The organism is Cellulomonas sp. KU4C (assembly GCF_056868065.1).
Map to the genome: position 1 here is coordinate 2,346,841 of NZ_CP200322.1, position 24,904 is coordinate 2,371,744.

Annotated in this window: 15 protein-coding genes and 4 pseudogenes; 18 read left to right on the forward strand and 1 reads right to left on the reverse strand. The window is 76.0% G+C overall.

Features of this window, described 5'->3' with window-relative positions; translation table 11 throughout:
• The first annotated feature begins 2 nt into the window (after positions 1-2).
• The 18 genes and pseudogenes from era to AC1VL8_RS11305 all read left to right on the forward strand — a co-directional run bounded on the left by era (position 3) and on the right by AC1VL8_RS11305 (position 24,192).
• Positions 3-906, forward strand: a pseudogene (gene era / locus AC1VL8_RS11220) (GTPase Era).
• A gap of 80 nt (positions 907-986) precedes the next feature.
• Positions 987-2,483 (forward strand): alpha/beta hydrolase family protein, encoded by a 1,497-nt coding sequence (locus AC1VL8_RS11225; protein ID WP_483075224.1) that lies wholly within the window; start codon positions 987-989, stop codon positions 2,481-2,483.
• Positions 2,484-2,569: 86 nt separating this feature from the next.
• Positions 2,570-3,400 carry a PP2C family protein-serine/threonine phosphatase gene (locus AC1VL8_RS11230; RefSeq protein WP_389227143.1) on the forward strand — a complete coding sequence of 277 codons (831 nt, stop codon included), beginning with the start codon at positions 2,570-2,572 and terminating at the stop codon, positions 3,398-3,400.
• A complete protein-coding gene (locus AC1VL8_RS11235; protein ID WP_483075225.1) occupies positions 3,397-4,836 on the forward strand; it encodes an FHA domain-containing protein in 1,440 nt (479 codons plus the stop codon). Before AC1VL8_RS11230 ends, AC1VL8_RS11235 begins: the two co-directional genes overlap by 4 nt.
• Positions 4,833-6,386 (forward strand): serine/threonine-protein kinase, encoded by a 1,554-nt coding sequence (locus AC1VL8_RS11240; protein ID WP_483075226.1) that lies wholly within the window; start codon positions 4,833-4,835, stop codon positions 6,384-6,386. The genes AC1VL8_RS11235 and AC1VL8_RS11240 overlap by 4 nt, the downstream gene beginning before the upstream one ends.
• A gap of 680 nt (positions 6,387-7,066) precedes the next feature.
• A pseudogene (locus AC1VL8_RS11245) lies at positions 7,067-9,466 on the forward strand (Ig-like domain-containing protein); the annotation flags it as partial.
• A 454-nt stretch (positions 9,467-9,920) separates the two neighbouring features.
• Positions 9,921-11,495, forward strand: a pseudogene (locus AC1VL8_RS11250) (fibronectin type III domain-containing protein); the annotation flags it as partial.
• Between the two features lie 144 nt (positions 11,496-11,639).
• Positions 11,640-12,056 carry a fibronectin type III domain-containing protein gene (locus AC1VL8_RS11255; protein ID WP_483076280.1) on the forward strand — a complete coding sequence of 139 codons (417 nt, stop codon included), beginning with the start codon at positions 11,640-11,642 and terminating at the stop codon, positions 12,054-12,056.
• A 291-nt stretch (positions 12,057-12,347) separates the two neighbouring features.
• A complete protein-coding gene (locus AC1VL8_RS11260) occupies positions 12,348-13,301 on the forward strand; it encodes an AAA family ATPase (RefSeq protein WP_389227155.1) in 954 nt (317 codons plus the stop codon).
• 37 nt (positions 13,302-13,338) lie between these two features.
• Complete coding sequence (locus tag AC1VL8_RS11265) at positions 13,339-14,508, forward strand: DUF58 domain-containing protein (RefSeq protein ID WP_483075227.1); 1,170 nt, start codon at positions 13,339-13,341, stop codon at positions 14,506-14,508.
• Positions 14,505-17,042, forward strand: coding sequence for a transglutaminase-like domain-containing protein (locus tag AC1VL8_RS11270; protein ID WP_483075228.1), 2,538 nt, complete (start codon positions 14,505-14,507; stop codon positions 17,040-17,042). The genes AC1VL8_RS11265 and AC1VL8_RS11270 overlap by 4 nt, the downstream gene beginning before the upstream one ends.
• Positions 17,039-18,643 (forward strand): RDD family protein, encoded by a 1,605-nt coding sequence (locus AC1VL8_RS11275; RefSeq protein ID WP_483075229.1) that lies wholly within the window; start codon positions 17,039-17,041, stop codon positions 18,641-18,643. Before AC1VL8_RS11270 ends, AC1VL8_RS11275 begins: the two co-directional genes overlap by 4 nt.
• 35 nt (positions 18,644-18,678) lie before the next feature.
• The gene (locus AC1VL8_RS11280) at positions 18,679-19,893 is read left to right on the forward strand and encodes an outer membrane protein assembly factor BamB family protein (protein WP_483075230.1); all 1,215 of its coding nucleotides are present in this window, start codon (positions 18,679-18,681) and stop codon (positions 19,891-19,893) included.
• A complete protein-coding gene (locus AC1VL8_RS11285) occupies positions 19,848-20,096 on the forward strand; it encodes a hypothetical protein (protein WP_483075231.1) in 249 nt (82 codons plus the stop codon). The genes AC1VL8_RS11280 and AC1VL8_RS11285 overlap by 46 nt, the downstream gene beginning before the upstream one ends.
• 201 nt (positions 20,097-20,297) lie before the next feature.
• A complete protein-coding gene (gene leuA / locus AC1VL8_RS11290) occupies positions 20,298-22,073 on the forward strand; it encodes a 2-isopropylmalate synthase (protein WP_483075232.1) in 1,776 nt (591 codons plus the stop codon).
• Between the two features lie 191 nt (positions 22,074-22,264).
• Positions 22,265-22,996 carry a DNA repair protein RecO gene (gene recO, locus AC1VL8_RS11295; protein ID WP_483075233.1) on the forward strand — a complete coding sequence of 244 codons (732 nt, stop codon included), beginning with the start codon at positions 22,265-22,267 and terminating at the stop codon, positions 22,994-22,996.
• Positions 22,996-23,789 (forward strand): annotated as a pseudogene (locus AC1VL8_RS11300) (isoprenyl transferase). Before recO ends, AC1VL8_RS11300 begins: the two are co-directional and overlap by 1 nt.
• Positions 23,790-23,838: 49 nt before the next feature.
• On the forward strand, positions 23,839-24,192 hold the full coding sequence (locus AC1VL8_RS11305; RefSeq protein ID WP_483075234.1) for a VOC family protein: 354 nt from the start codon (positions 23,839-23,841) through the stop codon (positions 24,190-24,192).
• Positions 24,193-24,268: 76 nt separating this feature from the next.
• Here the strand turns inward: AC1VL8_RS11305 and AC1VL8_RS11310 are convergent, their stop codons facing one another.
• Entirely contained in the window at positions 24,269-24,874 is a 606-nt protein-coding gene (locus tag AC1VL8_RS11310; protein WP_483075235.1) for a DedA family protein, read from the reverse strand.
• Positions 24,875-24,904 lie beyond the last annotated feature (30 nt).

Below are 24,904 nucleotides of genomic sequence, written 5' to 3' on the forward strand. Positions count from 1 at the left end.
CCGTGACCCACCGCTCCGGATTCGCCTGCCTCGTCGGCCGGCCCAACGCCGGCAAGTCGACCCTGACCAACGCCCTCGTCGGCCAGAAGGTCGCGATCACCTCCGGCCGGCCGCAGACCACCCGGCACACCGTCCGCGGCATCGTGCACCGCGACGACGCCCAGCTCGTCCTGGTCGACACCCCCGGGCTGCACCGCCCGCGCACGCTGCTCGGCGAGCGGCTGAACGCCCTGGTGCGGGACACCCTCACCGAGGTCGACGTCGTGGGCTTCTGCCTGCCGGCGGACCAGAAGGTCGGACCGGGCGACCGGTTCATCGCGGAGCAGCTCGCGCAGCTCGGCCGCCGCACCCCGGTGATCGCGCTGGCGACGAAGGCGGACCTGGTCGGCAAGCAGCGCCTCGCGGAGCACCTGCTGGCGATCTCCGAGCTCGGCGAGTGGGCGGACATCGTGCCGGTGTCCGCCGAGAGCGGGTACCAGGTGGACGTCGTCGAGCAGGTGCTGGTCTCGCACCTGCCCGAGGGCCCGGCGCTGTACCCCGAGGGGGAGCTGACCGACGAGCCCGAGGCCGTCATGGTCGCCGAGCTCGTCCGCGAGGCCGCGCTGGAGGGCGTCCGCGACGAGCTTGCCGCACTCGCTCGCGGTGGTCGTCGACGAGATCGTGCCGCGTCCGACCGCCGAGGGGCAGACGCCGATGCTCGACGTGCGGGTCAACCTCTACGTGGAGCGGGACAGCCAGAAGGCGATCATCATCGGCCGCGGCGGCTCGCGGCTGCGCGAGGTCGGCACCGCCGCCCGGCGCGGCATCGAGGCGCTGCTGGGCTCGCGCGTCTACCTCGACCTGCACGTCAAGGTCGCGAAGGACTGGCAGCGCGACCCGAAGCAGCTCGGGCGGCTGGGCTTCTGAGCGACGGGACCACCTACCCGGTCCCGCGGCGGGGTCGGTGGGGTCGGGGCGGCACGGACCGGTTCGGCCATAATCGCGAGGTGCGCAACCGGACCGCCGCGGGCACCGTGATGGGGGCCATCGCCCTCGCCGTGCTCGGCGCGCTCATGGGGCCGCAGTACGCGCCGGTGCCGATGACCGACCCGCTGACGGTCCAGGCGTCGTCGACCGCGATCCCGGGTGCGGAGCCGACGGGCCCCTACGCGGTCGAGTCGTCCGTGGTGACGGTCGAGCTCGAGGGCGCGACGGTCGAGGCCCGGCTGCTCGTGCCCGAGGGCGTGGGGGCGGACGTGCCCGGCGTGGTGTTCGTGCACGGTGCCGGCACGGGCCGGTTCGCGGACGCGTTCGTCGACCAGGCGCGGGCGCTGGCGGAGTCCGGGGTCGCGACGCTCGTCCCCGACAAGCGGCTCGACACCTACAGCGCCCGGCACCGCGACTACCTGGCGATGGCCGAGGACTACCTGCGCTCGTTCGACGTGCTGCGGGGCACGCCCGGCGTCGACCCCGACCGGGTCGGCGTCTACGCGGAGAGCGAGGGCGCCTGGATCGCGCCGGTGATGGCGGTCGACCAGCCGGACGTCGCGTTCGTCGTGCTGGTGTCCGCGCCGGTCGTCGCGCCCCGGCAGCAGGCCGCGTTCGCGGTCGACTCCTACCTGCGCAACACCGGGGTCCCGCAGCAGGTGTTCCGCGCGATCCCGCGCGCGGTCGGCATGTCGCTGCCCGGGGGCGGGTTCGAGTACGCGGACTTCGACGTGGCGCCCTACCAGCGGCGGCTCACCCAGCCGGTGCTGGTCGCGTACGGCACCGCGGACGCGTCGATGCCGCTGGTGCAGGGCGCCGAGCAGATCATCCGGGACGTCGCCATCGCCGGGAACGCCTCCTACACCGTGCGGTACTACCGGGGCGCCGACCACGGCATCCGGGTGGACGGGTCGGTGTCGACGGCGTTCCTGCGCGACCTGACCGGGTGGGTGACGGGGCTGCCGGGGACCGGGTCGGCGTGGCCGCGGGTCGCGGGCGCGCAGCCCGAGCAGCTGTACTGGGCGGCCCCCGTGCCGCAGCCGCGGTGGCTCGGGAACGGCGACGTGCTGCTGTTCCTGGTGATCGGGGCGGTGGGCGTCCTCGTCCTGCTGCCCCTCGGCCGCGCCGCGCTGGTCGGGGTGCACCGTCTCCGGGGGACGGCGCCCGCGCACGGGCGCGACCGCGGCCTGGACCGGCGCCTCGGCGTCCTGTCGGTGGTGACCGTCGCGACCGTCGGCGCGCTCGTCTGGTACCTCGTCGCCGTGGCCCGGCTCGCGCTGGGCTACGAGCGCAACGGCTGGGTCGTGCAGGGCGGGTGGCTCGCGGTGCGGGTCCTCGGCCTGGTGGCGGTCGCGGCCGCGGCCTCGGTCGTCGTGCGGCTGCGCGCGCTCCGCGAGCGCGGGGAGCCGCTCGCGCACGGCGTCGTCGGCCACGCCGTCCTGTGGGGGACGAGCGCGGCCTGCACGGCGCTGCTGGTCGTGCTCGCGTACTGGGGCGTGTACCAGCTGGGGATCTGATCGAGCGGCCCCGCGCGGCGCGGGGCGCGCGCGGGCGTCCGGACCAGGCACCATGGGTGCCGGAGTACTGACCGAGGGGAGCACAGGTGCGCACGACGTGGGGTTCGGCGACCGACCGGGGGCGGGTGCGCTCGCTCAACGAGGACGCGCTGCTGGCCCACCCGCCGGTGTTCCTGGTCGCGGACGGCATGGGCGGCCACGAGGCCGGGGACGTGGCGAGCCGCCTGGCGGTCGAGGAGTTCGCGCGCCTCGCCGGGCTGACGGTCGTCGACCCGTCCGACCTGCACGCCTGCTTCCGGAGCGCCGCGCAGCGCATCCGCGGCGCGTTCGAGCGTCGGGAGGGCGGCACCACCGTCGCGGGCGTCGCGCTCGGCGAGCACGACGGCACCGCCCACTGGCTCGTGTTCAACGTCGGCGACTCCCGGGTGTACCGGTGGCAGGACGGCCGGCTCGCCCAGGTCACCGTCGACCACTCGGTCGTGCAGGAGCTCGTGGACTCCGGGACGCTGAGCCGCGACGCCGCGGAGCAGCACCCCGAGCGGCACGTCCTCACGCGCGCGCTCGGCACCGGGGCCGACCCCGAGCCCGACTACTGGATGCTGCCCGCGCAGCCCGGTGACCGGCTGCTGATCTGCTCCGACGGCATCACCGGCGAGCTCACCCCCGCCGACGTCGCCGACGTCCTGGCGCGCACGGCCGGCAGCGGCGCCGCGGCGGCCGAGCTCGTGCGGCGCGCGGTCGAGGCCGGCGGGCGCGACAACGCGACCGCCGTGGTGGTGGACGCCACGTCCGAGATCGAGGGTTCTTCACCCGGATGGCTCGCGTTCGGCACCGAGCCTGCCGATAGGACATGGGACGAGACGGTCGACGGGGCCACCATCCCGCGACCCCGCAGCCATCAGGAGGACCCTCGGTGATCGTGCCCGAGTACACGCCCGGAGACTGGTACGCCGTCGTGGCAGGCGGCGTCGTGCTGCTGCTCGCCCCGTCGACGCCGCCGGAGGTGGTCCGCGACGTGTGGGCCGCCGCACCCGAGCAGGGCGGTGGCCTGAGCGGCCAGCTGGACGCGCTCGTCCGGCACGGCATCGGCGGGCTGCACCCGTTCGCGGCGGTCGACCTCAGCACCGGCGCCGTGCACACCGCGCTGCGCGGCGACGTCGAGGTCGAGGTCGTGCGCGGCACCCGCGCCGAGGTGCTCACCGCGCCGACCGTCGTGTCCTGGTCCGAGCGCTCCGTCGGCTCCGCCGACGAGGTGACGGTCCGGACCCCCGGCGCCGCCCGCGGCTCCGCGCTGCCCCTCGTCGGCGGCGTCGTGCGCGCCTCGCGCGTGCGCGTCCGGCTCACCGACGCGGACGTGGCGCCCGCGCCGGCGGCCGCGTCGGACACGCCCGTGGTGCTGCCCGCGTCCCCGACGCCCGTGGCGGTCGCGCCGGCGGAGCCTGTCGCGCCCGCGCCGGCGGAGCCGGCTGCACCCGCGCCGTCGGAGTCCACCGCCGCGCCCGCGGCCGAGGAGCAGGCGGCCGAGGTCGAGGTCGTCGCGGAGCCGGCTGCGGTGGTCGAGCCGACCGCAGCGGCCGAGCCGGCCGCCGAGGCCGCGCCCGCGCCGCAGCCCGCGCCCGAGGCCGTCGTCGAGCCTGAGGCGCTCGTCGACCCCGAGGCCCTCGTCGAGCCCGAGCCGGCCCCCGAGCCCCAGCCCCTCGTCGAGCCCGCACCGGCCCCCGCCGTCGAGGCGGCCCTCGAGCCCGAGCCGTTCGTCCCCCCGGCCGCGCCGGTCCCCGCCCTGCCGGGCCCGGCCTCCGCGGACGACCACGACGGCCTGACGATCCTCAGCGGCGAGCTCGCGTCGATCCGCCAGAACCTGCCCTCGTGGGCGGTCTCGCAGACGGGCGACTGGCCCTCGGGCGCGGGGATCCCGACGCCGGCCCCCGGCCCGGGCGCGTTCGCGTCCTCGTCGCCGGTGTCGGGCGCGGTCCCGGTCTCGGGCGCCGCCGCCGCGCCGACGACGCACGCCCCGGTGCCGCGCCTCGCGCTGTCCACGGGTGCCCTCGTGCCGGTCGACGCCGTGGTGCTGATCGGTCGCGCCCCGCAGGCCGGTCGCGCGCCCGACGGCGCCGAGCCGCGCCTCGTGACGGTCCCGAGCCCCGAGCAGGACATCTCGCGCACCCACGCCGAGGTCCGCCTCGAGCTGGGCCGCGTGCTGGTCACCGACCTGTACTCCACCAACGGCATCACCGTCGCCAGCGGCGGGCTGCCGCCGCGCCGCATCGCCGCCGGCGAGCCCGTCGCGGTCGGGGAGGGGGACCTCGTCGACCTCGGCGACGGCGTGACGTTCACCGTGGAGCCGGGTGCGTGAGTCGACGACGTGAGGCCTCGCGGCCGCCGCACCTGCCGGGCTACGCGGTGCAGCAGCTGCTGGGTTCGGGGGGCTCGGCGGACGTGTTCCTGTACGAGCAGGAGCTGCCGCGCCGGTCGGTGGCGGTCAAGGTGCTGCTCGGGGGCGTGGACGCGGACACCCGTGCGGCGTTCGAGCGCGAGGCCGACCTGACGGCACGCCTGTCCCACCACCCGTCGATCGTGACGGTCTACCAGGCGGGCGTCGCGGACGACGGCCGCCCCTACCTGGTGATGGAGTACTGCTCGCGGCCGAGCCTGGGGCAGCGGTACCGCAGCGAGCGGTTCGACGTCGCCGAGGTGCTGCAGCTCGGCGTGCGGCTCGCGTCGGCGGTCGAGACCGCGCACCGCGCGGGCATCCTGCACCGGGACATCAAGCCCGGGAACGTGCTGACCAACGACTTCGGCCGGCCGGTGCTGAGCGACTTCGGCATCGCGGCGACCGTCGACGCGGGCGGACCCGCCGTCGGCATGTCGATCCCGTGGGCCGCGCCGGAGCTGCTGGCGGCGGAGCCGTTCGGCGACGCGCGCTCCGACGTGTACTCCCTGGCGGCGACGCTGTTCTCCGCGCTCGCCGGACGGTCGCCGTTCGAGCGGCCCGGTGGCGGGAACGAGGCCGCCGACCTGGTCGGGCGGATCGAGCGCGGCGCGCCGGTGCCGTTCACCCGCGACGACGTGCCCGAGCGCTTGCGGACCGTGCTGTCCCGCGCGATGGCCCGCGACATCCAGCAGCGGCACGGCAGCGCCGTCGAGCTCGCGCACGACCTGCGGGCCGTCGAGGCCGACCTCGGTCTGCCGCTGACCCCGCTGGACGTCGAGGACGTCACGGCGCGGTCGACCACCGACTGCGCCGCCGCGGCCGCCGAGCAGGACGCGACCCGCGCGCGGCCGGTGGTCGAGATCGCGCCGGGCGCCCCCGCCGCCGGGCCCCGGGTCCGCACGACAGTCCCCGTCGGCCCGCCGCTGGACATCGGCGCGGGCGCCGAGGCGACCCGGATGCGGCCCGTGGTCACGGTGCGCGCCGACGTGCCCGCGGACGGCCCCGTCGTCGCCCCGCCGGCGCCGGTGCGCGAGGTCAGCCCGGGTGCGCCGCGCCGGTCCCGCACCGGCCAGGTGCTGGCCGCCGTCGGCTCGGTGCTCGCCATCGCGGCCGCGGTGGTCGCCGTCGTGCTGCTGGCGAACCGGCCCGACGCGACCCCCGGCCCCGACGCCGAGACCGACTTCCCGGGCCCGCAGGACACCGTCGCCGCGACGGTCCCGAGCCCGACCAACCTGTTCGGCTCGCGCGCGGCGGACGGCACGATCGTGTTCACCTGGACCAACCCGGACGAGCAGGAGGGTGACACCTACCTGTGGGGTCGGCTGACCACCACCGGGGAGCCCCGGCTGCAGATCGTCGAGGACCAGACCGTGACCCTGCCCGCCGACCCGGGTGAGGTCTGCATCGAGGTGTCGATCGTGCGCGCCGACCGGCGGGCGTCCGCGACGCCGACCGAGGGGTGCGCCGCGTGAGGTTCGCCTGGAACCGGAAGAAGACCGTCTCCGCCGTGGCGGTGGTCAGCGTGCCCGCCGTGGTGGCGACGCTCGCCCTGGTGAACCCGGGCTTCCCGCTCGCGCAGGTCGACCTGAACGACGGCGCGGTCTGGCTGACGTCGACCAGCACCCTCCAGGTCGGCCGCTACAACGCGCAGGTCGAGGAGCTCAACGCCGGGCTGACCGCGACGGGCGGCGAGTTCGACGTGCTCCAGGAGGCCGGCAACGTCCTCATCGTCGAACCGGGGACGGTGTCGGTCGTCGACCCGGCGGGCGTCACCGCCGCCGCGCAGGTCGCCGTCCCGGCGGGCGCGCAGGTGTCGATGGCCGGCGGGACCGTCGCGGTGATGGACCCCGAGGGTCAGGCGTGGGTGCGGACCTTCGCCGACCTGCCGCTGCTCCAGGTCGCGGCCGACGAGCCGGACGCGGACGTCGGCGCCGGCGGCCTGGTCGTCGCGACCGCGGGGGGCGACGCGCTGGCGGTCGAGGCCACCTCGGGCGACGTGACCCGCCTGACCCCGACCACGGGCGCGCCCACCGCGGCCGAGCCCGCGTCGTCCCTGGGCGGCGCCGTGGACCACGTGACCGCCGTCGGCGACGTCCCCGTGGGCCTGGACGGCGAGACGGTCCGGACCCCCGGCGGGTCGAGCGACGTCGGCATGGCGCAGCCCGTCCTCCAGCAGGCCGGCCCGGCCGCCTCGACGGTGCTGGTCGCGGGCAGCACCGGCCTGGTCGAGGTCGCGCTGTCCTCCGGCGACGTCGCCGCGGAGCACGAGGCCGGCGGCGGGGGCACCCCGGCCGCCCCGGTGCGGGTGGGCCGGTGCGCGCACGCCGCCTGGCCGACCGCCACGGGGAACTACCTGCGCCTGTGCGACGACGCCGCGCCCGAGCTGTTGGACCTCGACGGCGTGACCAGCGCCGACGCCCTGGTGTTCCGGGTGAACCGCCAGGTCGTCGCCCTGAACGAGACCACCGACGGCCGGCTGTGGCTCCCGCTCGAGGACACCGAGCTGCGCGAGCCCGAGTGGACCGACGTCGTGCCCGAGGAGGAGCCGGACGACGAGACCGAGCAGTCCGAGGGGGAGCGCACCACGCAGGAGCTGGTGCCCGAGTGCTCGCCCACGAGCGCGGCCCCGAACGCCGTGGACGACGAGTTCGGCGTGCGCGCCGGGCGCACCGCGATCCTGCCGGTGATCGACAACGACACCTCCTCGGACTGCGGCATCCTCGTCATCAGCGACGTCGACGCCCTGGCGCCCGAGTTCGGCACGCTCCAGCAGGTGTACGGCGGGCGGGCCCTGCAGGTCGCCGTGCCCGCGGACGCCACCGGCTCGACGACGTTCACCTACTCGATCAGCGACGGCCGCGGCACCACCGCGCCCTCGACCGCCCAGGTCACGCTGACGGTCCGCGCCCCCGGCCAGGACGACCCGCCGGTGCAGGTCCGGACCGGGGAGATCCGCGTCGAGCAGAACCAGACGACGACCTACCCGGTGCTCGCGGACTTCACCGACCCGGACGGCGACCCGCTGACCCTCGTGTCCGCGACGGCCGAGTCCGGCACCGCCCGGTTCCGGCAGGACGGCACGCTGACCTACGTGGCCGACGGCGGCGCGCTCGGCCGGACGGTCGTGCACGTCGTCGTCTCGGACGGTGTCAACAGCGCCGAGGGCACGGTGGACGTGGACGTCCGCGCGCCCGGCTCGCTGCCCCTGCAGATCGACCCGGTGCACGCGTTCACCTACACCGACCAGGACGTGCTGGTCCGCCCGCTGTCCGCGGTGCGGTCCGCCGGGGCCGAGCGCCCGCGCCTGGCCGGCGTCGAGGACGCCGCGGGCACCACGATCACGCCGGACCTGGACGCCGGGACCTTCACGTTCCGCGCCGCGCAGCCCGGCACCTACTACGTGACGTTCACGGTGACGGCCGCGCCCCAGCAGGCGACGGGCGTGGCGCGCGTCGACGTGCGCGAGCGGCCCGAGGTGCCCGAGCCGCCGGTCGCCGTGCTCGACCGCGCCTGGCTGCCCGCCGGCGGGCAGACCACCGTCAACCCGCTCGACAACGACACCGACCCGGGCGGCGGGGTCCTGGTGCTCCAGTCCGTCGACGCCCCCGACGGCCTGCGGGTCGCGGTCCGGCAGCGGGAGATCGTCACGATCTCCGCGGTCGGTGCGCTCACCGAGCCCGTGACGCTCCAGTACGTCGTGTCCAACGGCGTCGCGTCCACGACCGGGCAGATCCTCGTGTCGCCCGTGCCCGCGTCGTCCACCTCGCAGCCACCGGTCGTGCCGAACGCCACGGCGGACGTGCGGACCGGCGGCGTCGTGACCGTCCCCGTGCTCGAGGACGCCTACGACCCCGACGGCGACGAGATCACGCTCAAGACCGAGTTCGCGGAGCCGCTCGCCGACGGTCAGGGCCTGCTGTTCGTCGCCGGGGACGTGCTCCGGTACCAGGCGCCCGCCACGGCGATGACCGTGCACGCGACCTTCGTGGTCCGCGACGCCACCGGCAACGAGACCGCCGCGACCCTCACCGTCCGGGTGCACGACTCCGACCCGACCACCAAGGCACCGCCGCGCCCGCGGGCCCTGGTCGCCCGGGTGTTCGCGGGGGAGACCGTGCGGATCCCCGTGCCGCTGGCCGGCATCGACGCGGACGGCGACGGCATCACCCTGCTCGGTGTCGCGTCCGCCGGCACCAAGGGCCGCGTCACCACGGTCGGCGCCGACTACCTCGAGTACGAGGCGCTGCCCGGCGAGGCCGGCACCGACACGTTCACCTACGCCGTCGAGGACTGGACCGGCCAGCGCGCCGTGGCCACGATCCGCGTCGGCATCGCCGCGCGCCCCGGGGACAGCAACCGCGTGGTCGCGCGCGACGACACGATCACCGTGCGGCCCGGCCAGACCGTCGAGGTCCGGGTCCTGGAGAACGACACCGACGTCTCCGGCGGCGACCTGTCCCTGCAGGGCGACCTCGAGGCCGACCCGGGGATCACGGCGTCCGTCGTCGGCAGCCGTGTCCTCGTGGTCGGCGAGCAGGCCGGCACGTTCACGATCGGCTACACCGCGGCGAACGCCCGGGGCGCCCGCGCCGGCGCCGTCCTGACCGTCACCGTCGACCCGGACGCGCCCGTGCTGGCACCGATCGCCCGCGACGTCGTCGTGCCGCCCGTCGACACCGTGGGCCGCACCAGCGTCGACGTCGACGTGCTCGCCGTCGCGCAGAACCCCAGCGGGCCGCTGGGCGACCTCGCCGTGTCGGTGCCGCGCAGCGCCGCCGACGTCGCCACGGTCGCCGAGGACGGCACGGTCACCGTGACCCTCGCGGAGACCGCGCAGACCATCCCGTACCTGCTGACCAACACCACCGCCGACGGCGTCCGCTCGTACGCGTTCATCTCCGTGCCCGCGCTCGGGTTCTTCCCGCCGACCGCGCGCCCCCGTGCCCCGGAGCTTCCGGGTCGCGGGCGGCGAGACGCTGACCATCCCGCTCGGCGAGCAGATCCAGGTGGCCCCCGGCCGCACCGCCCAGGTCGCCGACCCCACCGCGGTCACCGCGACCCGGTCCGACGGCTCCCCGCTGGTCGCGGACAGCACGACGGTCCGGTTCACCCCGGCCGCCGGCTACGTCGGGCCCGCGTCGATCACCGTCCCGGTCACCGACGCGACCGGCGCGGGCGACACCACCGCGCGGACGTCCGTCATCACGCTCCCGATCACCGTCTACACGCTCGACGACTACCCGCCGACGTTCGTCCCCGCGAGCCTGTCGGTCGGCCCGGGCGAGGCACCGACCACCGTCGACCTGCTGGCGTTCACCCAGGGCGTCGAGGGCGCGTCGGGCGCGGACACGTACACGTACAAGATCAACGGCGACGTGCCCGCCGGGTTCACCGCCTCGCTGTCGGGGAGCAACCTGACGGTCGCGTCCGACGTCAGCACCCCCAAGGGCACCCGCGGCACGCTGCCGCTGACCCTCGGGTACGGGCGCGCCGGGACGATGGAGGTCCAGGTCGAGCTGCGGACCGTCGCCAGCACCCGTCGCGTCGCGGTCGTGAACAGCGTGGCCGTCAACGACGGCGTCCAGGGCCAGGAGCGCGTCGTCGACATCCTCGCCGGCGCGTACAACCCGTTCCCGGACCAGCCGCTGCGGATCGTCGGCGTCAGCGTCGAGACGCCCGGGACCGGCACCGCCAGCGCGTCCGGCGAGCGCGTCGTGGTGCGCCCGACCGACGACCTCGTCGGTCAGATGGTGGTCCGCGTCCGCGTGCGCGACGCCACCGACGACAGCGCCCGCGAGGTCGCCGCGTCCATCACGCTGCGCGTCCGCGGCAAGCCGGTGGCCCCCACCGCCCCCCGGGTCGGCGAGGTCCGCGACGGCACGGTCGTGCTCAGCTGGACCGCCCCCGACGGGCGCGGCGAGCCGATCCAGGGCTACCGCGTGGTCGCCAGCGCGGGCGGCCCGACGACGGCCTGCCCCAGCACCACGTGCACGATCACGGGGCTGACCAACAACGTCGAGTACACGTTCACCGTGGCCGCCGAGAACGCCGTCGGCTGGTCCGACCCGAGCCCGGCGTCCGCGGTGGCGCGCCCCGACGCCGTCCCGTCCACGCCGGACGCCCCGGTGTGGACCGCGTTCGGCGACGGCACGCTGACGGCCGCGTGGAACCCGCCCGCGACCTCCGGCTCGCCCGTGACGTCGTACACGCTGATGCTCTCCCCGGCCCCGCCGGGCGGGAACCCCTCGGTGACGACCACGGGGACGTCGTACACGTTCCGCGGACTGGCGAACGGGACGCGCTACAGCGTGCAGGTTCGCGCCCACAACCGTGCGCCGGAGCCGAGCCCGTGGAGTACTGGATCGGCCGTCGACTGGCCCGCGGGCGCTCCTGGTGCCCCGACCTTCCCCGCGGACGCAGTCACGTCGAGCGCTGCGAACGAGTTCACTCTGCGGTGGAATCCTGCGCCGCCCAACGGGGACGACTTGCGCAACTATGTCGTCACTGTCACCGGCGGGCCCGGGGCCGGGACGTTCGAGGTCGCCCCGTCCGAGGCTCCCTCCCTGCGGGTGGCCGGCGTGAACAACGACACGCCGTACAGCGTCCGGGTGACGGCCCGCAACAAGGCGGGGTCCACGGACTCGGCGACGATCTCCGCCATCGCCTACGACGTGCCGGATCCGGCGGACAAGCCCTATGTCGTTCGAACATCGGGCGGGGAAGCCGTGCCCGGCCAGGGTGAGGCGACCTTCGGCTGGAACACGCCGCGAGGGAACGGCGCCCGGGTGGAGTACTTCCGCGTGCTGGTGAACGGTGCGGAGGTCGCTCAGACCGGCGACACCCGCTACACCGTGCGAAACCTGCGGGGCGGTGAGTCGGTGAGCGTCGCCGTGATCGCCTGCAACCTGCGAGGCTGCGGCCCCTCCAGTGTGGGCAGTGACGCCGCCACGGTGTACACGCGGCCGGCGGCACCGACCGCTCTCCAGCTGACCACGAGGTCGACGTCGCCGTACGGCCGCCCGACCGAGGCGACGATGAGCTGGGCTGCTCCGACGGACACCGGTGGGCTGCCGATCAAGGCCTACCGGTACGAGCTCGCGGTTGGGGATGGCCCGAAATCTCGGGTTCCCCCACACCCGTGACGGGTACGAGCGCGACCTTCGCCCTAGGCCGGTCGAACCTGGCGAACGGCGGTCAGGTGACGATCCGGGTCCAGGTCCAGACGGACGCGGGGTGGAGCGACTGGGCGGAGGCATATCCCGCGATCTCCTGGACGGACGAACCCCCGCCCGACCCCGAGCCGACGCCGAACCCCGACGACCCCGCCCCCGGCGGAACCTCGCCGTGACGCCCGACCTGCCGATCAGACCACCGAGCCCCGCCGCGCCACCCGCCCCGCACCGCCGCCCCACCCGACAGGAGCACACCCCCCGATGACCCCCGAGCAGTCCGCCTGGTTCTCCGAGACGTTCACCTCGCTGGTCACCAACGTGTCCCGTGCCGTCCTGGGCGCTGACAAGCCGGTCCGCCTGGTGCTGACGGCGATGGTCGCCGAGGGGCACGTGCTGCTGGAGGACGCGCCGGGCACCGGCAAGACGTCGCTGGCGAAGGCCATCGCGGCGTCGGTCCAGGGCACGCACCAGCGCATCCAGTTCACGCCGGACCTGCTGCCGTCCGACGTGACCGGCGTGACGATCTGGGACCAGGGCAACCGGACGTTCCAGTTCCACCCGGGCCCGGTGTTCACCTCGGTGCTGCTCGCCGACGAGATCAACCGCGCCTCGCCGAAGACGCAGTCCGCGCTGCTCGAGGTGATGGAGGAGGGGCACGTCACGGTCGACCGCGACACCCACCCCGTGGGCCGGCCGTTCGTGGTGATCGCGACGCAGAACCCCATCGAGCAGGCGGGCACCTACCGGCTGCCGGAGGCGCAGCTCGACCGGTTCCTGGTCCGCACCTCGCTCGGCTACCCCGACCGGACGGCGACGGTCGAGATCCTGTCGGGCAACCGCGACCGGACCCGCACCCTGGACCCGGTCGTGACCACGGCGGGCGTCGTCGAGATGGCCGAGCTGGCGCAGACCGTGCACGTGGACGGCGCGGTGCTCGACTACGTGGCGCGCCTCATCGAGGGCACCCGTGAGGACCCGCAGACCGCCCTGGGCGCGAGCGTCCGCGGCGGCCTGGCGCTGGTCCGCTGCGCCCGCGTGCACGCCGCCGCGCAGGGGCGGGCGTTCGTGATCCCGGACGACATCAAGGACCTCGCGGTCCCGGTGCTGGCCCACCGCCTGGTCCTGGACCCGGAGGCGGACTTCCTCGGCGCGACGACGATCCAGGTCGTCGAGCGCGTCCTGTCCGCGACCCCGCCGCCGGTGGCGCGGGCGTGACCGTGCGGGACTCGTGGACGAGGTCCGGGGGGCGGCCGTGAGGCGGTCGCACACCCGGCTGTCCGGCGTCGGCTGGGGCGCGCTGCTCCTCGGCGCCGCGGTCCTGGCGGCGGGCTACCTGCTCGGCTGGCTCGAGCTCGCCACGGCGGGCGCGGTCGGCGTGGCCGCGGTGGTCGTCGCCGTGGTCATGACCTGGGGCCGGTTGCCGCACGACGTCCGGCTCGACCTCGCGGACCGCCGCGTGCGGGTGGGCGAGCGGGCGTTCGGCGGCGTCGTGGTGACCGCGCCCGGCAGCCGCCGCACCCGGGCCGTGCGCCTGGAGCTGCAGGTCGGCGCGGGCCGCGCGGAGCTCGAGGTCCCCGCGCTGTCGCCGGGGGAGGAGCACGAGGAGCTGTTCGCCGTGCCCACCGACCGGCGCGCGGTCGTGACGGTCGGCCCGGTGCGCGCGGTGCGCGGCGACCCGCTGGGTCTCGCGGTCCGGCACGCGGTGACCACCGGCTCGGAGGAGCTGTACGTGCACCCCCGCGTGGTGATGCTCACCGGTGCCGACGCGGGACTCCTGCGCGACCTCGAGGGGGGTGCGACCCGCGACCTGTCCGACATGGACCTGGCGTTCCACGCGCTGCGCGACTACGTGATCGGCGACGACCGCCGGTCGATCCACTGGCGCTCGACCGCCCGGCGGGGGGAGCTCACCGTCAAGCAGTACGAGGACACCCGGCGCACCCAGACGGCGATCGCGCTGGCCACCGACCCGCGCGACTACCGGCGCGGCGACGACGACGCGGAGCTGGAGCTCGCGGTGAGCGTCGTCGCGTCCGTCGGCGTGCGCGTGCTGGCCGAGGAGCACCCGCTGGCGGTGCTCGCCGGGAAGGGCCGGGTGCGGACCACCGCGCGCCGGCCGTTCCTCGACGACTGCTCGGGCATCGCGGTCGGGCCGGACGGCACCGCGTCGTCGCTGCTCGGGCGCCGCGTCGCCCGCGAGTCGCCCGACGTGACCCTCGCGTTCCTGGTCACCGGCTCCGTCGTCGCGGACGCCGACCTGCGCGCGGCCGCGCGGCACGTGCCCGAGGGCACCCGCACCCTGGTGATCAGCTGCCGGCCCGGCGCCGAGGTCGAGGTCCGCACGCAGCGCACCCTCAGCCTGGTGCGGCTCGGCTCGCTGGACGACCTGCCCCGCGCCCTGCGACTGGCGGCCGCCGCATGAGCGCCCCGACCACGTCCGACCTGCCCGTCGCCGCTCCGGGCCGGGACGCCGCCCCCGGCCCGGAGGCCGCGCCCGGACCGTCCACCGCACCCCGGCGCCCGCGCGGCGTGCCCCGCGGCCTCGCCGCCGTCGTCGACGTCGCGGTGCTGTCGGTCGCGGTGCTCGCCGCACTGACCCCGCTGCTGCCCGTCTACGGCGGCGCCGTGCTGCTCGCACCCGTCGTCGGTGGCGTGGCCGTCGGTGCGGCCGTCGGCGTGCTCACCGCCTGGGCGCGCTGGTCGGCGCCGGTGACCACCGCGGTGCTCGTCGCCGTCACCGTGCTCGTCGGCGGCCCGCTCGCGACCCCGGACAGCACCCTCGGCGGCGTGCTGCCGACGCCCGCCTCCGTCGCGGCCGTGGTCCGCGGCTCCGCGCTCGGCTGGAAGGACGTGCTCACGCTCCAGCCGCCGCTCGGTGGCTCGGGCTGGCTGCTGGTCCCGCCGTACCTGCTCGCCCTCGTGGGCGCGGCCGTCGCCGTGCGCCTGGCCGTCGGCGCGAGCCGGGGCGCCGCCGCGGCCGCCGTGGTCCCGCCCGTGGTGCTCGCCGGCGCGGTCGTGCTCGGCACGCACACCACGGTCGCGCCCGTCGCGGTCGGTACCGCGCTCGCCGCCGTGCTCCTGGTGTGGGCCTCCTGGCGCACCGGCCGGCTCCGCGCGCGCCGTCCGCTCGCCCTGGTGCTGCTCGTGGCGCTCGCCGCCGGCGCCGGGGTCGGCGGGGGAGCGGTCGTCGCCGACCAGCGCGACCGCTACGTGCTCCGCGACGCGCTCGTGCCGCCGTTCGACCCCCGCGACTACGCCTCCCCGCTGTCCGCGTTCCGCGCGTACGTGAAGGACGACGACACCGTCGACCTGTTCCAGGTGCAGGGCCTGCCCGAGGGCGCCCGGATCCGGCTGGCGACGTTCGACCGGTTCGACGGCGTGGTGTGGAACGTGGCCGGCGACGGCTCGTCCCGCGCGTCCGGCGAGTTCCGCCGGGTCGGCGAGACGGTCAGCGAGGACGCGGCCCTGCAGGCGGAGGCCGCCTCGGCGTCCGGCGACGGCGGCACGCGCGTCGAGGTCGAGGTGCAGGTCGACGAGCTCGGCGGCGTCTGGCTGCCGACCGTCGGCGACGCGGTGTCCGTGCGGTTCGACGACGTCGAGGCGCAGTCCCGGCTGCGGTTCAACGACGCGACGGGCGCGGCGGTCCTCACCGGCGGCCTCGGCACCGGCCTGACCTACACGCTCGACGCGGTGATCCCCACCGAGCCCGACGACGAGCAGGTCGGCACCGCCGCCGCGCGCGACCTCGACCTCCCCGAGCCGCAGTCGGTCCCGGACGCCGTGGCGTCCGCCGCCGCGGACGCGGCCCGCGAGGCCGAGACCCCCGTGCAGGTCGGCCGGGCCATCGAGCAGGCGCTGCACGAGGGCGGGTTCTTCTCGCACGGCCTCGCGGACCAGGGCGACTACCCGTCGCTGTCCGGGCACGGCGCGAGCCGGGTCGCCACCCTGCTCGACGGCGAGCTCATGGTCGGCGACGCCGAGCAGTACGCGTCGGCGATGGCCCTGATGGCCCGCGAGATGGGCCTGCCCGCCCGCGTCGTCATGGGTTTCGTCCCCGGTGCCGACGAGGACGGCGAGGTGCCCGACGCCACCGACCCCGCCGCGCCGGAGGCGGACCCGTCGGCGCCGGTCGTCGTCACCGGGGCGGACGTCAGCGCGTGGGTCGAGATCGCGTTCGAGGGGTACGGCTGGGTCACGTTCGACCCGACGCCCCCCGAGAGCCAGACCCCGCAGGACGAGGAGGACACGAGCCAGGCCGACCCGGAGCCGCAGGTCGCCCAGCCGCCGCCCCCGCCCGCGGACCCGGTCACGCCCCCGGAGGACGACACCGAGCAGCCGCAGACCCAGGACAGCGACGACGCCGCGGGCTGGGCCCTGTGGCAGCGGGTCGTCGTGGGCGTCGCCGCCGGCTCGGGCGTGCTCCTGCTGCTGCTCGCGCCGTTCCTCGTGATCGCCGCGCTGAAGGCGCGTCGCCGCCGGCGCCGGCGGCGGGACCCCGTGCCGGTGCGCCGGGTCGTCGGTGGTTGGCAGGAGGTGCTCGACCTCGCGACCGACCTGCGCCGCGACGTCGACGCCGTGGCGACCCGCCGCGAGGGCGCCCGCGCGCTCGAGCTCGGCTTCACCACCGTGCCCGAGCCCGAGGAGCCCGCGGGCCGACGCAAGCGCCGCCGCCGCGCGCCGAAGCCGGTCGCCGGCCCGACCCCCGCCGGGCTCGAGGCGGGCGCCGCCGTCGTGGCCCTGGCCGCGCGCGCGGACGCGACGGTCTTCGGCCCCGCCGAGCCCACCGCCGCCGACGCCCGCGCCTACTGGGCGCAGGTCGACGAGGCCCTGGCCCGGATGCGGGCCGCCACCACGCGCAAGGAGCGGTGGCGCGGTCGCGTGACCACCCGGTCCCTGCGCCGCTCGGCGCGGCGGTCCGCCGCACGAGCACGACGGAGCACGGGAGTCCAGCGATGAGCAGCACCAGCGGCAGCGGCGTCCTCGGGGCGTACGGCGCACCACCGGCGCCGCTCGGCCGCCGGGTGGGTGCGTGGCTGGTGGACGGTGCCGTGACGAGCGTGCTCGCCGCGCCGGCCTGGCTCGCGTTCCTGCCGGTGCTCACGTCCGCGTCCGCTGCCGCCGACGCCGCCGCCCTCGGGGTCGCCGCCGACCCCGTGACCGCGACGCCCAACGCGGTCCTGCTGGTCGTCGGCACCGTGCTGCTGCTCGCCTGGGGCGGGTTCCAGTGGTGGTGCCACGGCACCCGCGGCTGGACGCTCGGCAAGCGCCTGCTCGGGCTGCGCACCGTGCACGTCCGCACCGGCCGGCCGATCGGCCTGGGCCACGCCGCGATCCGCTACCTGGTCGTCGTCGCCGGTTCGCTCGCGTGCGGCGTCGGCCAGGCCGTGGTGCTGCTGTCCCCGCTGTTCGACGGCACCCGGCGGTACCGCGGCTGGCACGACCGCGTGGGTGAGGCGATCGTCGTCGACGTCCGCGGGCTCCAGGCGCAGCGGCGCGTGGCGTCCTGGGACGACCCGGCGCGGCGGTCCGCGGACGCCTGGGCCACCGGCGGCACGCCTGGGTCGGGGGTCACGGGCACGAGCGCGGCGGGCACGGGCCCGGCGGGCACCGGCGCGGCCAGCACCGGCGCGCCCGGGTTCGCGAGCGGTGACCTGACGCCTGCTCCCGCACCGGCTCCCGCGCCGTGGTCCGCGCCCGTCTCGGCGACGCTCGCGACGCCGCCCGCAGCCCCCGCGCCCGCGCCCGCCCCGGCCCCCGCCGAACCCGACGAGCCCGCCCGCACCCGGTGGACCACGCTCGCCGCCGGTCGCCGGCTGGACACCCCCGGACTGGTGCTCCCGCCGTTCGGTGCGCCGGGTCCCGGTCCCGACCTCGACACCCGGCAGATCCCGGTGGTGCCCGCCCCGGCCCCGTCGCCGTACCCGCCGTTCCCGGCACCCGCGCCCGCGCCTGCTCCCGAGGCCGCGCCCGCACCCGCACCCGCACCCGCACCCGCACCCGCACCCGCACCCGCACCCGCACCCGCACCCGCGGTCGAGCCCCCCGCGTGGCCCGACCCCGCGCCGGGCGCCCACGCGGCCGCGCGGCAGGACGGCGGCCGCCACGCCGTGCGCCCGACCCCCCCTCCCGCCCCCGCGCCCCTCGAGGTCGAGGGTTTCGGTCCGGGCACCGGCGTGTCGCACGGCGTGTCGCGTGGAACCCTCGACCTCGGCGGCCGGACACCCGAGGCGGCGGCCGGGTGGTGGGTGCGGCTGCCCGACGGGACGGCGCTCGCGCTCGACGTGCCGCTGGTCGTCGGGCGCAACCCGGACCCGCTGCCGGGGGTGCGCGCCGTGCCGGTGGCGGACCCGGGGCGGTCGGTGTCGAAGAACCACCTGATGCTCGGGGTCGACGAGCACGGCCCGTGGGTCGTGGACCGCGGGTCGACGAACGGCACGCTCGTGACGCTCGCGGACGGGCAGCGGATCGTGTGCCTGCCGGACCGGCGGGTGCGGCTCTCGGACGGGTCGCTCGTCGCGTTCGGCGACCTCTCGCTGTCCGTGGGGGACCGCGCCTAGAGTGACGCATGGGCCGCGCGCGGTCTGCTGCGACGATGCAGGACGTCGAGATGGTGGACGTCGCTGGGACGTCGAGCGCGCCCGGATCCCGCACGGGACCGCCTCGCCGCACCCAACCCGACCCGGACACCGCGGGGCGTCGCCGCCGCCGCTGGCTCGCGGTGGGCGTCGCCGTCGCCGTGGCGCTCGGGGTGTCCGAGGTGGTCGGTCGCGTGACAGCCGTCGAGCCCGCGGTCGAGGTCCCGGCGGGGATGGTGGCGCCGGTCGACGGCCCCCCGTGGGCGCGGTGGCGGGCGCCCGCCGCGCGGACGGACGACGTGCTCGCCGCGTCCGGCGCCCTGGTGGTGGTGGCCGTGCGGGACCGGCGGTTCGAGGTCGTGGCGCACGACGAGCGCACCGGCGAGCGGCTGTGGTCCCAGGACCTCGGCCCGGTGTCGGGGACGCAGCCGCTGACCGGCTGCCCGCACGACGGCGCCGACGTCGGCGACCTGCTGCTGTGCCTCGTCGAGCCGCCGCTCGACCCGCGCGAGACCTGGCGTCGGGGGACGGTGGCGTTCCCCGCGCCGGACGACCGCTGGGCGCGCGTGTCGGCGGTGCTCGCGGCGACGGGCGAGGTCGTCGGGACGTGGCGGGTGCACGGCCGGCTGATCGGGGTGCAGCGGGTAGGCGACGACCTGGTGGTGCTGAGCGTCGGCGCCGACGGCCGCGCCCGGGTGGCCCGGTACGACGGGCTCACCGGCGACCGCCTCTGGTGGTACCGCGGGTCGGCGCCGTTGCGGCTGCGCGAGGGGATCGTGTCGGGCGCCGAGCTGCGGGTGTCCGAGGAGTTCGTGCTCGTGCAGGGGTGGGCGGCGACGGTCCTCGACGTGGACGACGGCACCGAGCTGACCAGCACGCCGCCGGCGACGTACGCGCTCGGGTCGCTCGGCGGCTCGGTGTTCGGCACCTGGACCAACGGCGTCGGCGCGACCGTCCGGGACGCCGAGGGGCGGAGCTGTTTACGGCGCGCGCGCTGTTCCCGGTGCTCGCGGCCTCGGACGGGGAGCCGCGCGACGTGCTGGTCCTGGACGAGGGCGGCGCCCTGGTCGGCCGGTCGGTCGCTGACGGGCGGGAGCTCTGGCGGCTCGACACCTACCGGGCGGCGCGGTTGCGGGCCGGCGGTCACCTGCTGCTGCTCGGCGTGGACGGCTACCAGGTCGCGGACGTGCGGACGGGGGAGGTGGCGTGGGAGTCGCCGGTCCGGGCCCTGATGTGGTGGGCGCCGCTCACCGACGGCCGCACCGTGCTCGCACCGGGCCGGTCCGGCGGCGGCGCCCCGACGCTCGAGGCCCGTCGGCTCGACGACGGGCACCTGGAGTGGTCGATGCCGCTGGAGGAGGGCGTGCGCTCGGTGACCGCGGTCGGCGGCCACCTCGTGCTGCGCACCCGGCACGAGCTCGTGGTGCTGGGGTGAGCCCGCGCCGGTCGCTGCCGAGGCAGCGCGTCCGGATGCTGAGCGGTTGCGGCCGCCCGGTGGGTGCGGAGTATGGTGCTCGGGTGCTCACGCGTCGCAGCCTCCTTCTTCGCTGCCGCGACGAGGCCCTCTAGGCCGGACCCTCGTCGCGGAGTTCGGTGTGCCGGCTGACACCCGCAGCGACACGAAGGAACCGCCCCGATGAGCTACCACGACCGCACCCCCCAGCAGCCCTCCGGCATGCCGGTGCACAAGTACCGCCCGTTCGCCGAGCAGATCACCGTCGACCTGCCGGACCGCACGTGGCCCACGAAGCAGATCACCACGGCCCCGCGCTGGTGCGCGGTCGACCTGCGCGACGGCAACCAGGCGCTGATCGAGCCGATGAACGCCGCCCGCAAGCTGCAGATGTTCGAGCTGCTGGTGCAGATGGGCTACAAGGAGATCGAGGTCGGCTTCCCGTCGGCCTCGCAGACGGACTTCGACTTCGTCCGCAAGCTGATCGACGAGGGGCGCATCCCCGACGACGTGGTCATCCAGGTGCTGACCCAGGCCCGTGAGCACCTGATCGAGCGCACGTACGAGGCGATCGCCGGCGCGAAGCAGGCCATCGTCCACCTGTACAACTCCACGTCGGTGCTCCAGCGGGAGGTCGTGTTCCGCAGCGACCCCGACGGCATCGTCGACATCGCCGTGCAGGGCGCGCGCCTGTGCAAGAAGTACGAGGAGTCCGTCCCGGGCACCGACGTCTACTACGAGTACAGCCCCGAGTCGTACACCGGCACGGAGCTGGAGTTCGCCCTGCGGATCAGCAACGCGGTGCTGGACGTCCTCGAGCCGACCGCCGACAAGCCGGTGATCATCAACCTCCCGGCGACGGTCGAGATGGCCACCCCGAACGTGTACGCGGACTCCATCGAGTGGATGAGCCGGAACCTGCGCTACCGCGAGCACGTGGTGCTGTCCCTGCACCCGCACAACGACCGCGGCACCGCCGTCGCAGCCGCCGAGCTGGGCTACCTGGCCGGCGCCGACCGCATCGAGGGCTGCCTGTTCGGCAACGGCGAGCGCACCGGCAACGTCTGCCTGGTGACGCTCGGCATGAACCTGTTCAGCCAGGGCGTGGACCCGCAGATCGACTTCAGCGACATCGACCACATCCGGCGCACCGTCGAGCAGTGCAACCAGATGCCCGTCGCCGAGCGCCACCCCTACGGCGGCGACCTGGTGTTCACCGCGTTCTCGGGCTCGCACCAGGACGCGATCAAGAAGGGCCTGGACGCGATGGCGGTCACCGCCGAGGCCGAGGGCGTCACCGTCGACGACATCGTGTGGGCCGTCCCGTACCTGCCGATCGACCCGAAGGACGTCGGCCGCTCCTACGAGGCGATCATCCGGGTCAACTCCCAGTCCGGGAAGGGCGGCATCAGCTACCTGATGAAGTCCGAGCGCGACCTGGACCTGCCGCGCCGCCTGCAGATCGAGTTCTCCGGCGTCGTGCAGCGGTACACCGACGCGCACGGCTCCGAGGTCACCGCCGACGCGCTGTGGCGGATCTTCACCGACGAGTACCTGCCGGTCGACGCCGGGTCGGACCTCGCGCCGTGGGGCCGGTTCGCCCTGCGCGGCACCCGCGCCACCAGCGGCGAGGCCGGTCCGGACACGCTGACGGTGGACCTCGTCGACGGCGGCGTGGAGCGGACCGTCGAGGCGTCCGGCAACGGACCGATCGCGGCGTTCGTCGCGGCGCTGGACCAGGTCGGCGTCACGGTGCAGGTCCTCGACTACGCCGAGCACGCCCTGTCCGCGGGCGGCGACGCGACCGCCGCCGCGTACGTCGAGGTGGCCGTGGGCGACCGCACCCTGTGGGGCGTCGGCATCGACCCGTCGATCACCACCGCGTCGCTCAAGGCCATCATCTCGGCGGTCAACCGCGCCGAGCGTGCCACGGACCACCGCGAGCCGACCGGCCGCTGACGCCCGGCCGCCCCAGGAGGGGCCGGCCGCCACCCCTGACCGGCCCCAGCGCCCGGTCCCGGTACGACGCGCCCACCCGCGCGCCCGGGGCCGGGCGTCGCCGTGCCGCCGTGTGCAGGTTCGGCGGTCGGACGGCACGCGGACGGCGAACACGTGCGGCCCTCGGGCCCGGGGCGGGGGATGATGGTCCGGTGAGCCTCTACCGCGACGAGGCGATCGTGCTGCGCACCCACAAGCTGGGGGAGGCGGACCGGATCGTCACCCTCCTGACCCGCACCCACGGCAAGGTGCGCGCGGTCGGCAAGGGCGTCCGGCGGACCACGTCGCGGTTCGGCTCGCGGCTCGAGCCGTTCATGCACATCGACGTGCAGCTGAACACGGGCCGGAACCTCGACATCGTCACGCAGGTCGAGACCCTCGGGCCGTACGGCCGCGCGGTGTCCGAGGACTACGCGCTCTACACGGCGGGGACCGTGATGCTGGAGACCGCGGAGCGCCTGGTCGAGGCGGAGCGCGAGCCGGCCCTCCAGCAGTACTGGCTGCTGGTCGGGGCGGTGCGCTCGCTGGCCGCGCGGGAGCACGCACCCGGGCTGGTGCTCGACTCGTACCTGCTGCGCGCGCTCGCGATCGCCGGGTGGGCGCCGTCGTTCACCGACTGCGCGCGCTGCGGCCGCCCGGGCCCGCACCACTCGTTCGCGGTCGCGCAGGGCGGGTCCGTCTGCGGGCACTGCCGCCCGCCGGGCGCGACCGCCCCCGCCCCGGAGACCCTGGGCCTGCTGGCCGCGCTGCTGGTCGGCGACTGGTTGGTGGCGGACGCGTCCGCCGAGCGGCACCGCAAGGAGGGCAACGGGCTCGTGTCCGCGTACTCGCAGTTCCACCTGGAGCGCACGCTGCGCTCGCTGCCGATGGTCGAGAGGATCTGATGCCGGTTCCGCCGCCCCCGCACCCCAGCGGTGCCCGCCCGCCCGTGCTGCCGAAGGAGCCGTCCCGAAGCACGTCGCGATCGTCATGGACGGCAACGGCCGGTGGGCGAACGCCCGGGGTCTGCCGCGCACGGCCGGGCACGCCGCGGGGGAGGCGTCGCTGCTGGACGTCGTCGCCGGGGCGATCGAGGTGGGCGTGACGCACGTGTCCGCCTACGCGTTCTCGACCGAGAACTGGTCGCGGTCCCCGGAGGAGGTGCGCTTCCTGATGGGCTTCAACCGGGACGTGCTGCGCCGCCGCCGGGACGTGATGAACTCCTGGGGCGTGCGGGTGCGCTGGGCGGGTCGCCGGCCGCGGCTGTGGCGCTCGGTGATCACCGAGCTCGAGGAGGCCGAGCGGCTGACCGCGGGCAACTCCACGTGCACGCTGACGATGTGCGTGAACTACGGCGGCCGCGCGGAGATCGCCGACGCCGCGAAGGCCATCGCGCAGGACGTCGCCGCGGGACGGCTCAAGGCCGACAAGGTGACCGAGAAGACGGTCCAGCGCTACCTGGACGAGCCCGACCTGCCCGACGTCGACCTGTTCCTGCGCAGCTCGGGGGAGCAGCGCACGTCGAACTTCATGATCTGGCAGGCCGCCTACGCGGAGCTGGTGTTCCTGGACGAGCCGTGGCCGGACGTCGACCGCCGGCACCTGTGGCGCGCGGTCGAGACGTACGCCCGCCGCGACCGCCGGTACGGGAAGGCCGTCGACCGGCCCGCCACGCCCGACCGGCCCGCGGCGACCTGACCTGCCCGTTCGCCCCCGCCGTGTCGGTGGTCGGTCCTAGCCTGGCCGCATGAGCACTCTCACCGTGGGCATGATCACGTTCGACACCACCGACGCCGTCGCCCTGGCGACCTGGTGGGCGCGGCACACCGGCGGCACCGTGCAGGACGAGGCGGACGGCTGGTTCGTGACCGTCGCGTCCGACGGGCCGACGCTCGCGTTCCAGAGGGTCGCCGACCCGACGCCGGGCAAGAACCGGGTGCACCTGGACCTGCACGTCCCCGACCGCACGGTCACGGCCCAGGCGCTCGTCGCCGACGGCGCGACGCTGGTGGCGGAGCGGACGATGGGGGACTTCGCGTGGACCGTGCTCGCCGACCCGGACGGCAACCAGTTCTGCCTGGCGCAGGAGGACGGGGCCTGACGAGCGCCGGTCTGACCTGCCCGTCCGCCGCGTCGGTCGCCGGCGGGCGGGTCAGACCAGCTCGCCGGCGGGCGGGTCAGACCAGCTCGTCGGCGTCCGCGTCGGCCGGCTGGTCGCGCGCCGCCAGCCGCTGCGCGGACCGTCGCGACCGGCGGCGCGCGACCAGCGCGGCCACCACGGCCGCGACCACCAGCAGCGCGCCGGCCAGCGCCCACGGCGACGCCGCGGCGAGGCGCAGCCCGGCCCAGACGGCGCCGATGCCGATGGTGCCCCAGATGAACGCCCACGCGATGCTGCCGGGCACGGACGCGAGCAGGAACCGCGGGTAGGGCATCCGCAGCAGCCCGGAGGCGACGAACACCGCGGTCTGCACGCCCACGGTCAGGTACGCCCCGGTCACGGCGAGCGGACCCCAGCGGTGCACCAGTGCGAGGCCGCGCCGCGCGCCCGGGGTGCGCATCAGCCGCAGCACCCGGGCGCGGGCGCCGGACTCGTCGACGGTCGGCGTGAGCAGGTCCTCGAGCACGTGCGAGCGGTCCGCGAGCCGGGTCGCGCCGCCGACGACCCCGCGGCCGAGCCAGTAGAACAGGTGCGAGCGGGCCATCACGATGACGAACAGCCCGGCGACGACGGCCTCGAGGGGCCAGCCGCCCATGCCGTACGCCGCCGCGGTCTCGTTCACGCGCCCGAGTGTACGAGTGAGGTCAGGCTT

Coding starts and splice junctions, on each gene's coding strand:
- AC1VL8_RS11260 (WP_389227155.1), top strand. CDS start 12,348: ATGACCCCCGAGCAGTCCGCCTGGTTCTCCGAGACGTTCACCTCGCTG.
- AC1VL8_RS11270 (WP_483075228.1), top strand. CDS start 14,505: ATGAGCGCCCCGACCACGTCCGACCTGCCCGTCGCCGCTCCGGGCCGG.
- AC1VL8_RS11275 (WP_483075229.1), top strand. CDS start 17,039: ATGAGCAGCACCAGCGGCAGCGGCGTCCTCGGGGCGTACGGCGCACCA.
- AC1VL8_RS11280 (WP_483075230.1), top strand. CDS start 18,679: ATGCAGGACGTCGAGATGGTGGACGTCGCTGGGACGTCGAGCGCGCCC.
- leuA (WP_483075232.1), top strand. CDS start 20,298: ATGAGCTACCACGACCGCACCCCCCAGCAGCCCTCCGGCATGCCGGTG.
- AC1VL8_RS11305 (WP_483075234.1), top strand. CDS start 23,839: ATGAGCACTCTCACCGTGGGCATGATCACGTTCGACACCACCGACGCC.